The sequence below is a fragment of the Vibrio sp. Vb1729 genome (genome assembly GCF_033338655.1).
GTDB classification, from domain to species: domain Bacteria; phylum Pseudomonadota; class Gammaproteobacteria; order Enterobacterales; family Vibrionaceae; genus Vibrio; species Vibrio alginolyticus.
This window is the reverse complement of the sequence record NZ_JAWOTB010000011.1, coordinates 347,812-365,138: the sequence shown is the minus strand read 5'-3', so window position 1 is coordinate 365,138 and position 17,327 is coordinate 347,812. Positions and strand designations below refer to the sequence as shown.

Annotated in this window: 15 protein-coding genes; 8 read left to right on the top strand and 7 right to left on the bottom strand. The window is 44.7% G+C overall.

Annotation, left to right across the window (positions count from 1 at the left end; genetic code table 11):
- Positions 1–80: 80 nt before the first annotated feature.
- The gene (gene vmeZ / locus R7E29_RS06570; RefSeq protein WP_086047498.1) at positions 81–3,233 is read right to left on the bottom strand and encodes a multidrug efflux RND transporter permease subunit VmeZ; all 3,153 of its coding nucleotides are present in this window, start codon (positions 3,231–3,233) and stop codon (positions 81–83) included.
- An 8-nt stretch (positions 3,234–3,241) separates the two neighbouring features.
- Positions 3,242–4,369 (bottom strand): multidrug efflux RND transporter periplasmic adaptor subunit VmeY, encoded by a 1,128-nt coding sequence (gene vmeY, locus R7E29_RS06565; RefSeq protein WP_042522670.1) that lies wholly within the window; start codon positions 4,367–4,369, stop codon positions 3,242–3,244.
- Positions 4,370–4,788: 419 nt separating this feature from the next.
- On the opposite strand from vmeY, the gene R7E29_RS06560 reads away from it, so the two are divergent.
- Complete coding sequence (locus tag R7E29_RS06560) at positions 4,789–5,253, top strand: dCMP deaminase family protein (RefSeq protein WP_005373515.1); 465 nt, start codon at positions 4,789–4,791, stop codon at positions 5,251–5,253.
- Between the two features lie 82 nt (positions 5,254–5,335).
- Here the strand turns inward: R7E29_RS06560 and pepT are convergent, their stop codons facing one another.
- Both pepT and R7E29_RS06550 read right to left on the bottom strand, forming a co-directional pair.
- Positions 5,336–6,565, bottom strand: coding sequence for a peptidase T (gene pepT, locus R7E29_RS06555; protein ID WP_042522671.1), 1,230 nt, complete (start codon positions 6,563–6,565; stop codon positions 5,336–5,338).
- 170 nt (positions 6,566–6,735) lie between these two features.
- Positions 6,736–7,599: a DUF6279 family lipoprotein gene (locus tag R7E29_RS06550; RefSeq protein ID WP_042522672.1), complete on the bottom strand. Its 864-nt coding sequence runs from the start codon at positions 7,597–7,599 to the stop codon at positions 6,736–6,738.
- 261 nt (positions 7,600–7,860) lie between these two features.
- Between R7E29_RS06550 and R7E29_RS06545 the strand changes: the two genes are divergently transcribed.
- Positions 7,861–8,034 (top strand): hypothetical protein, encoded by a 174-nt coding sequence (locus R7E29_RS06545; protein WP_005373524.1) that lies wholly within the window; start codon positions 7,861–7,863, stop codon positions 8,032–8,034.
- Positions 8,035–8,124: 90 nt separating this feature from the next.
- On the opposite strand, the gene R7E29_RS06540 is transcribed toward R7E29_RS06545, so the two are convergent.
- Positions 8,125–8,739 carry a response regulator gene (locus tag R7E29_RS06540; RefSeq protein ID WP_031777156.1) on the bottom strand — a complete coding sequence of 205 codons (615 nt, stop codon included), beginning with the start codon at positions 8,737–8,739 and terminating at the stop codon, positions 8,125–8,127.
- A gap of 4 nt (positions 8,740–8,743) precedes the next feature.
- The gene (gene narQ / locus R7E29_RS06535) at positions 8,744–10,480 is read right to left on the bottom strand and encodes a nitrate/nitrite two-component system sensor histidine kinase NarQ (protein WP_042522694.1); all 1,737 of its coding nucleotides are present in this window, start codon (positions 10,478–10,480) and stop codon (positions 8,744–8,746) included.
- 247 nt (positions 10,481–10,727) lie between these two features.
- On the opposite strand from narQ, the gene napF reads away from it, so the two are divergent.
- The 6 genes from napF to R7E29_RS06505 all read left to right on the top strand — a co-directional run bounded on the left by napF (position 10,728) and on the right by R7E29_RS06505 (position 15,342).
- Positions 10,728–11,213, top strand: a complete 486-nt coding sequence (napF, locus tag R7E29_RS06530; RefSeq protein WP_005373529.1) for a ferredoxin-type protein NapF — start codon at positions 10,728–10,730, stop codon at positions 11,211–11,213.
- 47 nt (positions 11,214–11,260) lie between these two features.
- The gene (locus R7E29_RS06525) at positions 11,261–11,569 is read left to right on the top strand and encodes a chaperone NapD (RefSeq protein ID WP_005373535.1); all 309 of its coding nucleotides are present in this window, start codon (positions 11,261–11,263) and stop codon (positions 11,567–11,569) included.
- Positions 11,566–14,055 (top strand): periplasmic nitrate reductase subunit alpha, encoded by a 2,490-nt coding sequence (gene napA / locus R7E29_RS06520; protein ID WP_005389060.1) that lies wholly within the window; start codon positions 11,566–11,568, stop codon positions 14,053–14,055. The genes R7E29_RS06525 and napA overlap by 4 nt, the downstream gene beginning before the upstream one ends.
- Before the next feature lie 78 nt (positions 14,056–14,133).
- Entirely contained in the window at positions 14,134–14,589 is a 456-nt protein-coding gene (locus tag R7E29_RS06515) for a nitrate reductase cytochrome c-type subunit (protein ID WP_005389061.1), read from the top strand.
- A gap of 28 nt (positions 14,590–14,617) precedes the next feature.
- Positions 14,618–15,196 (top strand): NapC/NirT family cytochrome c, encoded by a 579-nt coding sequence (locus R7E29_RS06510; protein WP_005373542.1) that lies wholly within the window; start codon positions 14,618–14,620, stop codon positions 15,194–15,196.
- An 11-nt stretch (positions 15,197–15,207) separates the two neighbouring features.
- Positions 15,208–15,342, top strand: coding sequence for a TIGR02808 family protein (locus R7E29_RS06505; RefSeq protein ID WP_005373546.1), 135 nt, complete (start codon positions 15,208–15,210; stop codon positions 15,340–15,342).
- 170 nt (positions 15,343–15,512) lie between these two features.
- On the opposite strand, the gene phaC is transcribed toward R7E29_RS06505, so the two are convergent.
- A complete protein-coding gene (gene phaC / locus R7E29_RS06500) occupies positions 15,513–17,288 on the bottom strand; it encodes a class I poly(R)-hydroxyalkanoic acid synthase (RefSeq protein WP_017819891.1) in 1,776 nt (591 codons plus the stop codon).
- Positions 17,289–17,327 lie beyond the last annotated feature (39 nt).

Here is a 17,327-nt window from a genome sequence, read left to right as displayed (position 1 = left end):
AAATAGAAAGCCCGAGGCAATCATTGCTTCGGGCTTTTTTTCAATTGTCACTTCGTGCTTACTGCGCACTTCGGATGTGATTATTCATCATCAAGAGGAACCAGCTTGGTGTTGCCGCCATGAACTTTCTCACGCTGTCTTTGCACCAGGGCGTAGAAGCCTGGGATCAAGAATGTACCTGCTAGAAGCACACACAATAGACCACCAATCAGCGACACGCCGAGTGAGTTTTGACTCACGTGCCCCGCACCAGCGGCAAAGATAAGCGGGAAGATACCCAGGATAAATGACCAAGATGTCATATTCACAGCGCGGAAACGTAACGTGCCTCCTTTAACCGCTGCACTATCGATATCAGCATTTTTTTCTTCACGCTCTTGCTTGGCGAACTCCACAATCAAAATTGCGTTTTTCGCCGCCAAGGCTATGAGCAAGACAAGACCAATTTGGGCATACAAGTTAAGCGGCGTGCCAGTTAGATTCAACGCAAGGAAGGAACCTAACGTTGCTACTGGGACCACCAAAATAATAGCCAGTGGAATACTCCAACTCTCATACTGAGCCACCATAAACAAGTAAATGAATATCAAAGCCAGCGCAAACGCATAAATGGCTTGGTTGCCCGCAAGCACTTCCTGATAAGCCATACCTGTCCATTCATACGTGTACCCTTGCGGAAGAACTTCAGCAGCAACGCGTTCCATTGCTGCAATCGCATCACCACTAGAGTAACCCGGAGCTGGTTGGCCTTGAATGATAGCACTGCGGTACATGTTGTAACGCCACGCCACATCAGGCTCAAACACTTGCTCGTAGCTCACTAGCGTACTTAACGGGACCATATCACCGTTCGAAGAACGAACATGGAAACGCTCTAGATCTTCCATGCTGCTACGGTGCTGGCTATCAGCTTGCATGGTTACGCGGAAGTTCTTACCAAACATGGTGAAGTCATTCACATAAAGCGAACCTAAGTTGCCTTGCAAGGTTTGGAAAATAGACGACAGCGAAATACCTAATTGCTGCGCTTTCTCACGATCGATATCAACGTAGTAGTGCGGAACATTCGCGCGGAACGTGCTAAACGTGTAGGCAATTTCAGGCGCTTGGTTAGCCGCTTGGATCATTTCTCCCATGACCATCGACAAGTCGGTACGACTTCGCCCTAGCGTGTCTTCAAGCACAAACTCAAAACCAGACGCAGCGCCCATACCTGGAACCGCCGGTGGTCCCATCGCAAAAACAACCGCTTGAGGTAACTCTGTCGCCGCTCGCCCGTTAATACGTGCCGCGATAGCATTAGCAGAGTGCTCTCCTTGCAGCGAGTTACGAGTATCCCAGTCATGCAATTTGATAAATACAGAAGCACCGTTTGATGCTGCTGCGCCTGTCATAAACGAGTAACCGTTCGCAACCGTCACACCATCCACACCAGGCTCTTCACCGATCATTTTCATTAAATCATTGGTGACTTCTTCAGTACGTGATAAAGAGGCTGAATCTGGTAGCTGTACGTTAACCAGCAAAATGCCTTTATCTTCTTGAGGAACAAACGCTGTAGAGGTGGTTTTCGCAAAGAAAGTGACCGCTGCGATAGCAACTATAAAGAACGTCACGAGCAGTAAAGACTTCTTCACCAAGAAACCAGCGATCTGGCCATAACGCGTAGTGATGCGCTCTAAGCCTCTGTTGAAAGCCTGGAACCAGTTAGCGGTATTGCCCCCACCCTGCTTCAATACCAGAGAACAAAGTGCTGGAGACAGCGTCAATGCATTGATGGATGAAATCACAACCGAAATACAGATGGTCAAAGCGAACTGGCGATACATGATACCGGTGATACCTGGCAGCATGGCGACGGGTATGAATACCGCAAGTAGAACCAAGGTCGACGTGATGATTGGTCCCGTTACTTCTTTCATCGCTAGCAACGTCGCTTTACGCGGTGAAATGCTTGGGTCTTTCGCCATGGTAGTATCGACGTTTTCGATAACCAGAATCGCATCGTCCACCACGATACCAATCGCAAGGATCAAGCCAAACAAAGTAACCGTATTAATGGTGAAGCCCGTTGCCTGCATGATGGCAAACGTACCAATCAGAGAAACGGGGATCGCGACAACAGGAATCAACGTTGCACGCGCACTACCCAAGAACAAGTAAGTTACAGCAATCACCAATAGAATCGCTTCAATCAGTGTTTTTACTACCCCTTTGATCGATTCAGATACGAACACGGTTGTATCGTAGCTGGTCTCGTATTCCATTCCCTCTGGGAAGTTTTTGCTCAAGCCTTCAAGGAGCTCCATGACGGCCTGACCACTTTCTAACGCATTCGCATCCGATTGAAGAGACAACGCAACGATTGACGCGTCCTGGCCACGGAACTTACCGTTACCATCGTAGAACTTTTTGCCTAGTTCAACGCGAGCAACATCTTTCAGATAAACCGTAGAGCCATTGGGATTAGCTCGAAGGACTACGTTCTCAAACTCACTCACGCTTTCCAAGCGACCTTTGGTCACAAGGTTAAACTGAACTTCTTGCGGATTGTTGTATGGTGCTGCACCTACACGCCCTGCCGCAACTTGAACGTTCTGTTCAGCCAAAGCGGCGTATACGTCTGACGTGGTTAGCTTAAGGTTGGCCATTTTTTCAGGATCTAACCAAACACGCATTGCGTATTCGCCACCACCAATCACGTTAACTTCACTGATACCTTTCGCACGAGCCAACTGATCTTTTACATTCAAGTTAATGTAGTTAATCAAGAACTGATCATCGTATTTGCCATCAGGTGAATAGAAGTTAAGTACCATCAGCAAGTCAGGTGAACGCTTTTTCACCGTCACACCAACCATGCGAACTTCTTGAGGCAGTTTTGACTCAATCTGTGACACGCGGTTTTGCACGTTAACTTGCGCCATATCTGGATCGGTGCCAACATCGAACGTGACGTTTAGGCTGTAAGAGCCATCGTTCGCGCTCTTTGAAGACATGTATATCATATCCTCAACGCCGTTGACTGAGGTCTCTATGGGGTCCGCAATGGCCTGCTCGACAACTTCCGCACTCGCGCCAGTGTAGTAAGCCGAAACGCTTACTGATGGCGGGCTTATCTGTGGATACTCAGCCACTGGCAAAATCGCCAGTGAGATCGCGCCGGCTAGCGTTAATATGATCGAAATAACCAGCGCGAATTTAGGTCTCTGAATAAAGAAACGACTTAACATAGTGCCCCCTACTGCTTATCTTCAGCAGGTGCTTGAAGGCGCACTTCTACACCATTACGCACACGTTGTAGGCCTTGTGTAATAACCGTATCTTCCTGATCGAGCCCTTCTCGAATGATAATGCCTTGTTCAACCTGAGGGCCAAGCTCGACGTTACGACGCTCTGCCACACTTCCCTCAGCCATCACCATCACAAAGTCACCTTCTAAGTCAGTCTGTACGGCACGTCGTGGGATAACAATAACGTCTTTCGTGTTCTTATCTCTCAAGTTCACTTTGATGTGTTGACCCGGAAGTAACTTCTGCTCTGGGTTTGGCACTAGCGCGCGCATAGCAATCGTACCCGTTTTGGTGTCAATACGATTACCTAAGAAATCAAGCTTACCAAGATGCTCAAAAAACTGTCCATTTTCCAGTTCAAGCTGAACTTCAACGCGGTTTGATTCAGCCGAGCCATCACCTTTTACTTGATCCATACCCATAGCTAAACGCTCACGCTCACTCACACTAAATGAGGTATGAACTGGATCTAAACTCACCAGAGTTGTCAGCACGCCAGATGACGGAGAAACCAGATCACCCGTACTCACTTTGGTATCACTAATACGTCCGCTAAAAGGTGCTCGGATTTGAGTATAGGAAAGGTTAACTTCAGCAAGTTTAAGTTGAGCATTTTCCGCTTCTAGCTCTGCTCTCGCACCAAGAAGTGCCGCAGTTAAAGCATCAAACTCAGATTGAGAGATACTACCGCGAGGCAACAAGTTTTTACCTCGAGTATGATCTAATTCGGCTTTTTTTAGCGCCGCTTTAGCTTGTGCAAGTGCGGCTTTAGCACTCGCGACTTGGGCTTCAAAAGAAGATGGCTCGATAGAGTAAAGGAGCTGCCCTTTTTCTACCATTTGCCCCTCTTCAAAGTGACGAGCTTTTAAGTAGCCAGAAATCTGCGCGGTAATATTGGTATCTTCTACTGCTTCAATGCGACCGATATAAGACTTGCTCGGTTGGTAGTCGATAACCGTGACATCCTGAGTCACTACGAGAGGCGCTTGACCTTTCGTTTGGGCATTATTAGCTTCCCCGCATCCAGCGAGGATTGCTGTAGCCGCCATTAGTGCGACAAGTGGTTTCTTTTGCATGTATTTACCGTCTTTATAGAACAGGATATTGTTGAATTCCTATCAACCTTACTCCTTGCTGCCACTGAAAACTTCACTGAAAAGCGTCCAAGGTGTTTCTAAATGTAAACATGAGAAACAAAAGGAAAATAAAGTAATTTAGTTAACAGTGGTATTCAATGAGCAATATACATACAACTCAATCATAACTATTTAATATACGCCTTAGGAGATCGCGAATTTTAGCGTGTGCTTGGAAACACTAACGGGAGTATTGTATTCGGGCGTAAAGTGAGATTCAGTGCTCAAGATAAGAACGTTTTGTGGCTAAAAAGGTAAAAAGTGACGCCTTCATACTCAAGACCCCGATTTTGACTATTTTTTTAATATAAATGGGTTATCATTCAATTAATTCAACGCCTTCGACAGAGAGGATGACTATGATTTCTAAATGGGCGAAACGCTTTTACCAGATGGCAGAACTAGTGGCGTCTTGGAGTAAGGACCCATCAACACAAGTCGGTGCCGTTATTACTAAACAGAATCGCATTGTATCTGTTGGATTTAATGGCTATCCGCATGGTGTTTCTGACAGTGTCGACACCGATGAGCGCGAGTTGAAATACCTTAAAACACTGCACGCGGAAGAGAACGCAATTTTGTTCTCAAAACGTGACTTAGACGGATGTGATATTTGGGTAACGCATTTTCCTTGCCCTAACTGCGCGGCAAAGATCATTCAAACAGGGATCTCACACGTACACTGCCCTGAGCAGTCTGAAGACTTTTTATCTCGCTGGGGAGATAAAATCCAAGTCAGTCAAGATATGTTCGATCAAGCGGGTGTGAAAGTCGACTGGTTACCGCTAGAAGACATTGAAATTGAAGACAAAGACGTGCGCTAGTATCCCATCTTAATAGTTAAATAGCCCAGAGAGATCTGGGCTATTTTGTTATTAAATCTGCAAGAGGTCTCGACGTAGTCTTTTAACTGTGTTTTTTCGCTGTGAGCTCAGCAATTTTGACAATAACGAGTACTGATTTTTCCATCATTTCAACAGAAATAAACTCATGAATTCCGTGGAAGTTAAAACCACCGGTGAAGATATTCGGGCACGGCAAACCCATAAAAGATAAACGAGCACCATCTGTACCACCACGAATAGGTTTTATAATCGGTTCCACATCACACGCTTCCATCGCTTGCTTTGCCAGCTCAATGATATGAGGGTAAGGCTCAACCATTTCTCTCATATTGTAATAGCTGTCTTTTATTTTTAGCTCTACAGAACCATGGCGTAAACCCGTGTTCATTTCATCGACGAGTTTCTGCATAAAGGCTTTTCGATCCTCAAGTCTTTGACGGTCAAAGTCTCTAATAATGTAACCTAGCTCGCTTCGTGCAACGCCCATTTCTGCCGATTTTAGATGGAAGAACCCTTCGTAACCTTCGGTTGTTTCCGGAGTTTGATCTTGGGGCATTTGAACTTGAAATTTCGCAGCCAAGTTCATCGCATTGACCATTTTACCTTTTGCAGTACCTGGATGAACGCTAACACCATGAAAAATTACATCAGCGTTTGCTGCATTAAAGTTTTCGTATTCCAACTCACCTTGCGGGCCACCATCTATAGTGTATGCCCATTTCGCGCCAAATTTTTTAACATTAAACAAATCTGCACCACGACCGATTTCTTCATCCGGAGTAAAGCCGATACAAATGTCGCCGTGTGGAATGTCTGGGTTTTCCAGTAGCAGAGCTACCGCGGAAAGAATCTCTGCGATACCAGCTTTGTTATCCGCGCCAAGTAATGTAGTGCCATCGGTAGTAATAAGATTGTGGCCATGTAGGTGATGTAAATCTGGGTATTGCACGGGAGATAACACTTCATCCCCCAACCCTAATGCAATATCGCCGCCCTGGTAATCTTCGATGAATTGCGGCTTTACGTTTTTGCCAGATGCATCCGGCGCGGTATCCATATGGGCAATGAAGCCGATAGGAGGAACCTCATAATCAACATTGGCTGGCAGTTTAGCCATCAAGTAGCCATTTTTATCCAAAGTCACGTCACTTAAACCAAGCTCGATCATCTCTTTTTTAAGTAACTCAGCAAACACAAGCTGACCAGGTGAACTTGGGCAAAGCGTCACATGTGGATTGGATTGGGTATCAAACGTGACGTATCGAAGAAATCTTTCAACTAAATGTTTCATATTTATTCTCATTGTTTTGTACGATGAGGCCTTATCACGCATTGATAAGCTGACGTTGCCTCATCAAACCTCACGCTATGTTACGCTCTTAGCTCAATAAGAATTTGCTTTGAATCATTTTTTGATAAGAAAGGCTTTTGCGCTTTGCTTTCGCTCATTGAAGCATGAATTTAATCTAAAAGTTCCTCAGCCAGTACTCGCCACTCTTTAACCTTTTCACGAAAATGACGCCATTGCTTATCGGTCATCGAACGAGAAACATCTAATGTCAGTTGATCAACCAATGCAAAGTTAGAGTCAATATTCAGAGAAAGCTGTTCACTATAATAACTCTCTGGCTCGAACAAGAGTCGCATAAATATATCTTGATAAGTCACAACATTAGATTTGTTGTCGAACAAGTATTCGAGCTCTTGATATACCGTGGCTCGATAATCTCTCCATAAAGGGCTGTTTAAAATAACTTGCTGAGAAAATCTTTGAGCTAATTGACGCTGATTTCCTGATAGATTCCCTAGCCATTCTTCCATCCACTCTTCAGTGTTATCCAGAATAATTTCACGCACTTCGTCTTCTGTCTTATCGGCATATTTTGCGTTTCGCTCTTGATAATGTTCTTGTACATTACTCAAAAACTCGCGTTCTTGCTCTTTCGTTAACTGCAAACTTAACGCAAAAAGATCTGGTGCTGCTTTGCTTACCACTCTATCGTAATGCGCTCGCGTTCTATCTCGATTTTGTTGTAAGTAATTTAAGGTGATATCGCTCGCTTTTAATCTCTCAAGGTCTTTTAAATGTTCGATATATAATGGTAACTCCTCTTTCTTGTGCCAGTCTGCCAACAATAATAAACGCTCTTCCACTAGGACTTTTTGTTCCCCTTGCAACGAGACATAGTCCTCTAAGTAATCGAGCACGAACCAATCGATATTGCTGTATAAAAACTTTTTCGCACAACCGGCAAGCAGAAATACGAAACAAAATAGAAGGCCATAACGAAGCGCCTTATTAGATACACCCTTTAATTTAGTCACTTATTCGTATTCCCTTTTATGTTGATTAAGTTCTATACTCAACCTGTATCACTTAGTATTGCGGCAAACTTACACCAGTGTGACAAATATTGATTGCCACCTTAATAATATATAGAGTTTGAAATTAACTTTTTGATCACAGCTATCCGCAAAAAAGTGAGTTAGAGCGCAATTATCGGCTAAAAAACGTACCGAACGACGCTCCCTATAACGGCATATAATTTGCATGGATGTTTTTTGGATGGTTTATGGAGGCGAAGTATGGCAGCCGCTGAGCAACTTGATACCAGTGTAGAATATGAGATTCGATATTTTGAACAGGGGAAAATGCACTGCATGAGAGTCATTGCTGAAAGCAAAAAAGTGGCTTATCAGTACTATTTGGAGTGTGGTAAGCACAACAGTGACTTGTACTCTATTCGCCCAGACAAGTAAAAAAACCGCCTAAAAGGCGGTTTTTTTATTCGTCAGAATCCATATAACTATTTGATTTTATTTATTATTATAGATTAAAATCCAACAATGTTATTTGATGTCGCCAAAGCGCTCAAGATAAAGGACGGTTGCTGCAGTACGAGAAGGAACTTGAAGCTTTTTAAGTAAACTCTTCATATGTACTTTAACCGTAGACTCAGAGATAAAAAGACGATCGGCAATTTGCTTGTTGCGGAAACCTCTTGCCACCTCTCTTAAGATCTGCGATTCACGATCGGTCAGTGTATCAAACACGTCCTCTTGCTCTGAACGTTCACTCAAATACTTAGAAACTTCTTGGCTGTATGCCTTGTCCCCTTGGTGCGCTTGTTTTAGCAACTCAACCAACTCATCAGGCTCAGTGTCTTTCAATAAATAGCCATCGGCACCACTTCGAACTATTGCTTCTATATCTGCTGGGCTATCTGAAACGGTTAGAATGACAATTCTGGCTTCACAGCCATCTGCACGCAGTGCTTGCAAAGTATCAAGGCCAGACATGCCTTTCATATTAAGATCAAGAAGTACAAGATCCAGTTCTAGCTCATGCGCTTTCGCTACTGCATCCGCGCCATTACTTGCTTCTGCAATGACCTCAAACTCAGGCTCAAAGCTTAAAAGCTGGTGGATACCTCTTCGCATGAGTGGATGATCATCCACCAGCATTACTTTACACACTGTCACTGTTTACTTCCTTACTATGTTGGAATTCTAATTTTACGGTACAACCTTTGTTTATCGATGCTTCGATGTGCAGATCGGCATGCAGTCTAGCGGCCCGCTCTTGCATGATACTCATACCGTAATGATTTAATTTTTCGTCTTGATGTTCAAAGCCTATTCCATCGTCGCTAACGGTTACTGTGACTTTTCCATCATTATCGAGACATTGAATGTGAATATTATCTGCTTGCGCATGTTTGATTGCATTAATTGCCGCTTCTCTTATCAACTGTAGTAAATGAACCTGCTGATGTGCATCCAGTTCAGTTGATGAAAGTCTATTTTTTAGCGTAATGTCCGCAGCAGTTTGTTCACTGAGCGTTTCAACCATGTCTTGCAATGCTTGGCCAAAACTGCCCTCTTTAATCGTAAGACGAAACGTCGTCAGTAACTCGCGTAACTGCGTATACGCGGCAGATAAGCCCGTATCTAGCTCAGCAATAACTTGATTAGCCTGCGCGATCGCCTTTTCGTCAGGCAAGTTCTTTACGCTTCTCTTTAACAAAGCGACCTGAATTTTTAAGTAAGAGAGTGCTTGAGCCAATGAATCATGCAACTCCCGAGCAATAGTGGCTCGCTCTTCCATCAGCAGAATTTGTTCTGCTTGGCGCTGCGCCCGATTGTAATACACGGCGCGTGATAAAATCTGCACGAAGTTGTCAATAAGAGCCTCGTTCGGACAAGGTAACCCTGCTTTCCAATATAAATAGCCCAAGTGCTCATCATCTAGCATCAGGGCTTTACCGTGGCAATCTTCATCACAATCTTGGCAGCATTCTTCTCCTTCCATCAATATCCAGCTCGGTTCTCCTAGCTGCTCGATTTCAAGTTTGACCGCTTTAATGCCCTCAAGACTGACGATATGCTGCAAAATCGCCTGGAAATTGTCTTGATTAATACGCGACGCCGTGAGTTCTTTTGACGAGTCGTACAGCACTTCTAAAGACTGGTTGGCATGCTGCAATTTACGTGTTTTCTCATCAACCGCTTGTTCTAATCCTCGGTACAACTTACCAAGGTCTGTCGCCATCCGGTTAAAGGTTCGAGTCAGTATTCCCATTTCATTATCGCTGGATACATTGAGCGATATATTGAATGAGCGATTTTTAATTTGCTCGCTAGCAAAAACTAAGGCACGCAGAGGCCGAACAACTTCGAGGCGCACAAAATGAACGACAAACATACTGACACAAAGAATGCCACCCAACCCTAACCCGCCGATCCAGGCTAAGTTAATCAGTTTTTGCTCCGAAAAGCTTTGTAGCTTAAATACAAACTCATCGATTTGTTCAACAAAACCGGCCACTAGGAGTTGATATTCTGCCGGGTTGTCTCCTCTAAGCACCGCCTTGAGTTCATGCCATCTGATAATAAGACGGTAGTAATCGTGAGTGATGTCTTCTGGCACAGACCAATGCTGAAGCGCTTTCATTGAAGGTGAATATATCGAATGTTCAAATGCGTCAATATGTGAAGAATAGTCAACAGATTTAACCTGAATATCATTCGCCAGACGGTAGCTTTGCATTCGCATCGAGCCAGCAACATTGACGGCTTCAGCATCGTTCAAACTGGACGCTAACGTAAAAATCGCAAAACCAGTCGTAGCGACTGAGAGCAGCAAAATAAGAAGCATCGCGGACGCAATCGTGCGCGTCACCGACTTTTTCACATTTTTAAACAATCTGAGTTCCTCGCCCATTAACAATCCTATTTTTACGTGCAATGAACCCATTACCTTTCAACTTTATCAATATGTGATCACCTGCGACGGAATTTATTGATCCAAAACAATATTGCATACCATTTACCCCCTAAGAGGTATTTATACAAATATGTCAAAAACTACAATTTCGTTAGTTTAAATGACAGTTTATTAATGAAAATTGTGGACTATGCTTAGTTTGGGTTCCAAGTTTCGAGGTGACTAAGTGGTAGACCTTTCCAGAAGAAGACTCTTTGCAAGAAAAGCGCACCCCGACAACGCCGTACGTTTGCCTTGGTTAACTAAACCGCAACAGTTTACGGACGATTGCACTCGCTGCGGTAAATGCATTGAGGCCTGTGAAACAAAGATTATAACCAAAAGTGATGGCGGATTCCCCTCGGTCGATTTTTCCATCGATGAATGCACATTTTGCTATCAATGTGCAAACGCCTGTCCTGAGCCCCTTTTCTTGCCAGAAACAGAACAACCTTGGCAAGCAAAAGCAAGTATCAACGATAACTGCTTAGCAAAACAAAATGTCGAATGCCGAAGTTGTGGGGATATGTGCGACCCGATGGCAATTCAGTTCAAATTAGAACTGGGGAAAGTAGCACAACCCAATTTAGACCTTGATGAGTGTAACGGCTGCGGCGCCTGTGTTTCAGTGTGCCCGACTTCATCCATCAATGTGAGCAATACAACAGCCTAAGCCGAATGTCGTCGGCCAAAGGCAATAAAAATAAATGAGAGAGCTATATGTCACTAAATGAAGTGCATATTTCAAGTTTGGTAGTACATGTGCTGCCGGAACATTTGGACGAAATCAAACAAAAGATAGAAGCACACGAAAATGCGGAAATCTATGGTGACAGTCCTGAAGGCAAGATTATCGTCGTACTTGAAACTGAGAACCAAGGTTTCATCACAGACACTATCGATGCCATTAACAATTTACCGAACGTCTTAAGCACGGTATTGGTTTATCACCAAATCGAAACTGGGCTTGAAGAAACGGATGAAGAAGACACTGGAACACAACATTCCCAAATCGAGGGTGAAGTATGAAAATGACAAGACGTGCGTTTGTGAAAGCAAACGCGGCTGCATCAGCTGCTGCTGTCGCAGGTGTGACACTACCAGCATCTGCAGCCAACCTGATTGCAAGCTCTGATCAAACCAAAATCACATGGGACAAAGCACCTTGTCGTTTCTGTGGTACAGGCTGTTCTGTTCTTGTTGGCACTCAAAACGGCAAAGTGGTAGCAACACAGGGTGACCCAGAAGCACCAGTAAACAAAGGTCTGAACTGCATCAAAGGTTACTTCCTTTCTAAGATCATGTACGGTCAAGACCGTCTAACTCAACCGATGCTACGAATGAAAGATGGCAAATTCCACAAAGATGGTGAATTTACACCTATCTCTTGGGATGACGCTTTCGACATCATGGCTGAGAAATGGAAAGCTTCCCTCGAGAAAAAAGGCCCAACAAGCGTAGGTATGTTTGGCTCAGGCCAATGGACAGTAATGGAAGGCTACGCTGCATCAAAGTTAATGAAAGCAGGCTTCCGATCAAACAACATTGATCCAAACGCTCGCCACTGTATGGCTTCTGCCGTTGTAGGTTTCATGCGCGCATTCGGTATCGATGAGCCAATGGGTTGTTACGATGACTTTGAGAACGCAGACGCTTTCGTTCTTTGGGGCTCAAACATGGCAGAGATGCACCCGGTTCTATGGACTCGCATTACTGACCGCCGCCTAAGCCACCCTCACGTTAAAGTGAACGTGCTTTCTACTTACTACCATCGTTCATTTGAGTTGGCAGACCACGGCTACATTTTCAATCCTCAGTCTGACCTTGCAATTGCTAACTTCATCGCAAACTACATCATCGAAAACGATGCAGTAAACTGGGACTTCGTGAACAAACACACGAACTTCACTCAAGCAGACACTGACATCGGCTACGGTCTACGTGACGATGATCCGCTACAAAAAGCAGCGAAGAACCCGAACTCTGGCAAACTCACTTCTATCTCATTCGAAGAGTACAAGAAATCAGTAGCGCCATACACAGTAGAGAAAGCATCTGAAATCTCTGGTGTTGAGAAAGAGAAGCTTATCGAGCTTGCGAAGCAATACGCGGATCCAAACACGAAAGTGATGTCTCTATGGACGATGGGTATGAACCAGCATACTCGTGGTGTATGGATGAATAACTTGGTTTACAACATCCACCTACTAACCGGTAAGATCTCGACTCCGGGGAACAGCCCATTCTCACTAACGGGCCAACCATCAGCATGTGGTACCGCTCGTGAGGTTGGTACGTTTGCTCACCGCCTACCAGCGGATATGGTGGTTGCTAACCCTAAACACCGTAAGATTGCAGAAGACATCTGGAAACTGCCAGAAGGTACGATTCCACCAAAACCTGGCTTCCACGCCGTATTGCAAGACCGTATGCTGAATGACGGCGTTCTGAACTGTTACTGGGTTCAATGTAACAACAACATGCAAGCCGGTCCAAACATCAACACAGAACGTCTTCCAGGTTACCGCAACCCAGAAAACTTCATCGTTGTGTCTGACCCATACCCGACAGCAACAGCACAAGCAGCAGACCTTATTCTTCCTACCGCAATGTGGATTGAAAAAGAAGGTGCTTACGGTAACGCAGAGCGTCGTACCCAAGCTTGGTACCAACAAGTGGGCACAGTCGGTCAAGCAAAATCGGACCTTTGGCAACTAATGGAGTTCTCGAAACGCTTCAAAATGGAAGAAGTGTGGCCTGAAGAGCTTCTAGCGAAAGCGCCTCAATACCGTGGTAAAACAATGTACGACGTACTTTACCGCAATGGTAACGTCGACAAATTCCCTATCGAAGAAGCTCGTGAACTGAATGACGATGCTCACCACTTCGGTTTCTATGTTCAAAAAGGTCTGTTTGAGGAATACGCAACATTTGGCCGTGGTCACGGGCATGATTTGGCTCCATACGACCGCTACCACCAAGTACGTGGTCTACGTTGGCCTGTTGTTGATGGTAAGGAAACACAGTGGCGCTTTAAAGAAGGTTCAGACCCATACGCGAAAGAAGGTTCTGGTTGGGACTTCTACGGCAATGCTGACGGCAAAGCGAAGATCATTTCCGCGCCATACGAAGCGCCACCAGAAGTACCGAACGATGAATTTGATATGTGGTTATGTACTGGTCGTGTTCTTGAACATTGGCACACAGGCACCATGACTCGTCGTGTACCTGAATTATACAAAGCAGTACCAGACGCAGTGTGTTACATGCACCCAGAAGACGCAAAAGCACGCAATGTTCGTCGTGGTGAAGAAGTACTCATGGCAAACAAACGCGGTGAAGTACGCGTTCGTGTTGAAACTCGCGGTCGTAACCGTCCGCCAAAAGGTTTGGTATTCGTACCGTTCTTTGATGCACGTATTTTGATTAACAAGCTTATCCTAGATGCGACTGATCCACTGTCTAAACAGACAGACTTTAAGAAGTGCCCAGTCAAAATCACTAAGATTGCTTAACCTTCAGATACTGAATGCTACGGCCGTCATTATGGCGGCCTAATAAAGAATTTAAGCCACAAAGGCGGAGATGAAATGATGAAAAAATTACTTGTCGCAGTTTTATCTGTAGGTGCGTTAGTGACAGGCATTGCGCAAGCTGAGTTGGATAATCCAGGTGGTATTGGAGGTCTAGAATCTTTACGTGGAATGTCTCAATTGGAAGATACGCGTCCAGCAGACGAGTTCAAAGACTTCCCTAAAGATCAAATTGTTGAAGACAGCTATGTTTATCAACCACCGTTGATCCCACACAGCATTCGTCACTACGAAATTTCGTTAAATGCTAACAAGTGTCTTGCATGCCATAGCTGGAAAAATGCAAAAGAGTCAGGTGCGACTAAAATTAGCGTAACGCACTATGTAAACAGAGAAGATGCGGTACTGGCAGATATGTCTCCTCGTCGTTACTTCTGTTTGCAATGTCACGTTCCACAAACGGATGCAAAACCACTAGTGGAAAACGAGTTTAAGGCAGTCGATTCGCTTCAGTAATTGAAACGCGAGTACTAAGAGGTTACTTATGAAAATACTTAAAGCGTTTTGGAAGAGACTGTCGAGCCCGAGTAAAGCTGCCGCTGGTGTGGTTTTATTTCTAGGCTTCGCTGGTGGCCTTCTATTTTGGGGCGCATTCAACACAGGTATGGAAGCAACCAACACAGAAGAATTCTGTTCTGGCTGTCACGCGCCGATCGTTGCTGAAATTCAAGAAACAATTCACTACTCCAACCGTTCTGGTGTTCGTGCGATTTGTTCAGACTGTCACGTTCCTCATGAATGGACGGATAAGATCGTTCGTAAAGTACAGGCATCTAAAGAGCTATTTGCACACTTCGTAACGAAGACGATCGATACGCCAGAGAAGTTCCAAGAGCGTCGTGGACACCTCGCAGAGCGAGAGTGGGCACGTATGAAAAAGAATGACTCTCTTGAATGTCGTAACTGTCATGAGTTTGATTTCATGGATTACTCTCAGCAAGGATCACGTGCGGCAGAACAGCACTCCACCGCTCTAGCCTCAGGCGAGAAAACATGTGTAGACTGTCACAAAGGTATTGCGCACAAACTACCAGACATGAGCGGCGTTGAAGGCTGGCACTAAGGAGACTTACCATGAGTACATTAGAATCTGTAATTTGGCATATCCTTGGCTACAGTGCTATGCCAGTGATTATTCTTTCCGGCTTTGTGGCGGTAGCAGCAATCTCTCTCTGGCTGCTGTCATTTGGTAAGGATAAAGAGGTGTAACGTAACGCATCTCTACTCGTCAACTAGCCTATTTGTTGACACTGAGCGCCGAGCAAATGCTCGGCGCTTTTTATTTATTAATCAATGGTACTTGCCAACAACAAACAAGCAATCATACATAAAAAAAGCGACCATAAAGGCCGCTAAGATTTACTGCTATAGGGAGTCGTTTAAGATTCTTTTACTGGCAGAACCTGTTTGACGTATTGTCCTGGCGCCTCATCAATAACCGGATGGTTTTCTGAGCCAATAGGGAAAGGCTCAACTTGCTCTTTAGGGTTGAATTGGAGTAACCACTCGTTCCAGTGTGTCCACCACGATCCCTCTTTGTGTTCCGCGTTATTCAACCACTCATCAGCAGAGTCATCCAAATTATCGTTCAACCAATAACCATACTTATTTTTAGCTGGAGGGTTCACGATGCCCGCAATATGACCAGATTCACCGAGGACAAACGTTTTGTTACCACCCGTGTTCAGCGCACCACGGTAAGTTCCCTGCCATAACGCAATGTGGTCTTCTTTCGTTGACACAAAATAGCTAGGAATTTTGATCTTATTTAGATCAATCCATACTCCACCAATTTTGACGCCTTTATCTTGCACCAGCTTGTTCTCTAAATAGAGCTCGCGAAGCAAGAAATTGTGAGATGCAGCGCTGACGTTGGTGCTATCGCTATTCCAGTACAACAAGTCGAAATCAACCGGACTGTTACCCTTCAAGTAATTGTCGACGTAGTAGTTCCAGTACAAGCTGTTTTCACGCAGTAAACTAAACGTCACGCTTAAGGAACGGCCGTCCATATACCCTTTTGCGTTATTTTGCGCTTCAATTGCACTAACAATGGTGTCATTGATATACGCGCCGACTTCACCTGGTTGAGAGAAGTCGAGCAACGTGGTGAAGAAAGTGGCAGACTTAATGCGCTTCTTCATACGTTTTGCAGCGTAGTAGGCAACCGTGCTTGCTAAAACAGTACCACCGATACAATAACCAGCAGCATTGATTTGCTCTTGTCCTGTTATATCTTCAATTGCAGCGACGGCTTTCACTACGCCTTCTGTCACGTAGTCACCAAACTCTATGTGCGCTTGTGCCTTGCCTGGATTGCGCCAAGACATCATAAATACACTATGCCCCTGCTCTAACAACCATCGAACCATTGAGTTCTTTGCTGTTAAATCAAGGATGTAGTATTTATTGATGAAAGGTGGGACGATGAGCAGCGGCGTCGCATTCACTTTCTCTGTTAAAGGTCGATATTGAATCAACTCAAACAATTCGTTTTGAAAAACCACATTGCCCTGTGTCGTCGCAACGTCATCTCCCACGCGGAATGCATTGTTATTCGTCATACGAATTTTTAAAATGTCTGCGCTCGACTCAACGTCTTCTTTCAACTGCTCTAAGCCTGCCAGTAAGTTTTGACCGTTTTGCTCAAGTGTCAGCTTCAAAAGCTCTGGGTTAGTGGCGATGAAGTTGGAAGGAGAAAGGGCGTTAATGGCTTGGCGAGAGAAAAAAATAATACGTTCTTTCGTCTTTTCATCTAAGCCTTCCAAAGACTCGATGGTGTCCAGATAGGTCTTACTAAATAAAAGGTAGGATTGTTTGATGAAGCTATACATGGCTTCATTTTGCCACGCTTCGTTTGAGAAACGCTTATCCCCTTTTTCAGCTTCGACGATTTGTGCTTGGTTCCCTGCCAATGCAACATTCTGCCAAATTTGCAGCTGCTGTTCCCACCACTGTGCTTGCAGCTTTAAAATCGCAGCAGGCTGATTCGCAGCTTGTTCGAACAGTTTGGCAGTATCCTCAAAGTTCACTTCTTGCATGGCCTTGTTTAAAGGAGAGTTCACGACTGCCTTGTTCACTTCGAAATCATGCCACCACTGATGATTGGTTTCCTGAAGCTTCACAAGATAGTCCGAAAAGAAGTGTTGAAACATAGTCTTACTCCTATATTCGGAAAAAACAACGCCGCCCAA

Coding starts and splice junctions, on each gene's coding strand:
- vmeZ (WP_086047498.1), bottom strand. CDS start 3,233: ATGTTAAGTCGTTTCTTTATTCAGAGACCTAAATTCGCGCTGGTTATT.
- vmeY (WP_042522670.1), bottom strand. CDS start 4,369: ATGCAAAAGAAACCACTTGTCGCACTAATGGCGGCTACAGCAATCCTC.
- R7E29_RS06560 (WP_005373515.1), top strand. CDS start 4,789: ATGATTTCTAAATGGGCGAAACGCTTTTACCAGATGGCAGAACTAGTG.
- pepT (WP_042522671.1), bottom strand. CDS start 6,565: ATGAAACATTTAGTTGAAAGATTTCTTCGATACGTCACGTTTGATACC.
- R7E29_RS06545 (WP_005373524.1), top strand. CDS start 7,861: ATGGCAGCCGCTGAGCAACTTGATACCAGTGTAGAATATGAGATTCGA.
- R7E29_RS06540 (WP_031777156.1), bottom strand. CDS start 8,739: ATGCTGGTGGATGATCATCCACTCATGCGAAGAGGTATCCACCAGCTT.
- R7E29_RS06525 (WP_005373535.1), top strand. CDS start 11,261: ATGTCACTAAATGAAGTGCATATTTCAAGTTTGGTAGTACATGTGCTG.
- napA (WP_005389060.1), top strand. CDS start 11,566: ATGAAAATGACAAGACGTGCGTTTGTGAAAGCAAACGCGGCTGCATCA.
- R7E29_RS06515 (WP_005389061.1), top strand. CDS start 14,134: ATGAAAAAATTACTTGTCGCAGTTTTATCTGTAGGTGCGTTAGTGACA.
- R7E29_RS06510 (WP_005373542.1), top strand. CDS start 14,618: ATGAAAATACTTAAAGCGTTTTGGAAGAGACTGTCGAGCCCGAGTAAA.
- R7E29_RS06505 (WP_005373546.1), top strand. CDS start 15,208: ATGAGTACATTAGAATCTGTAATTTGGCATATCCTTGGCTACAGTGCT.
- phaC (WP_017819891.1), bottom strand. CDS start 17,288: ATGTTTCAACACTTCTTTTCGGACTATCTTGTGAAGCTTCAGGAAACC.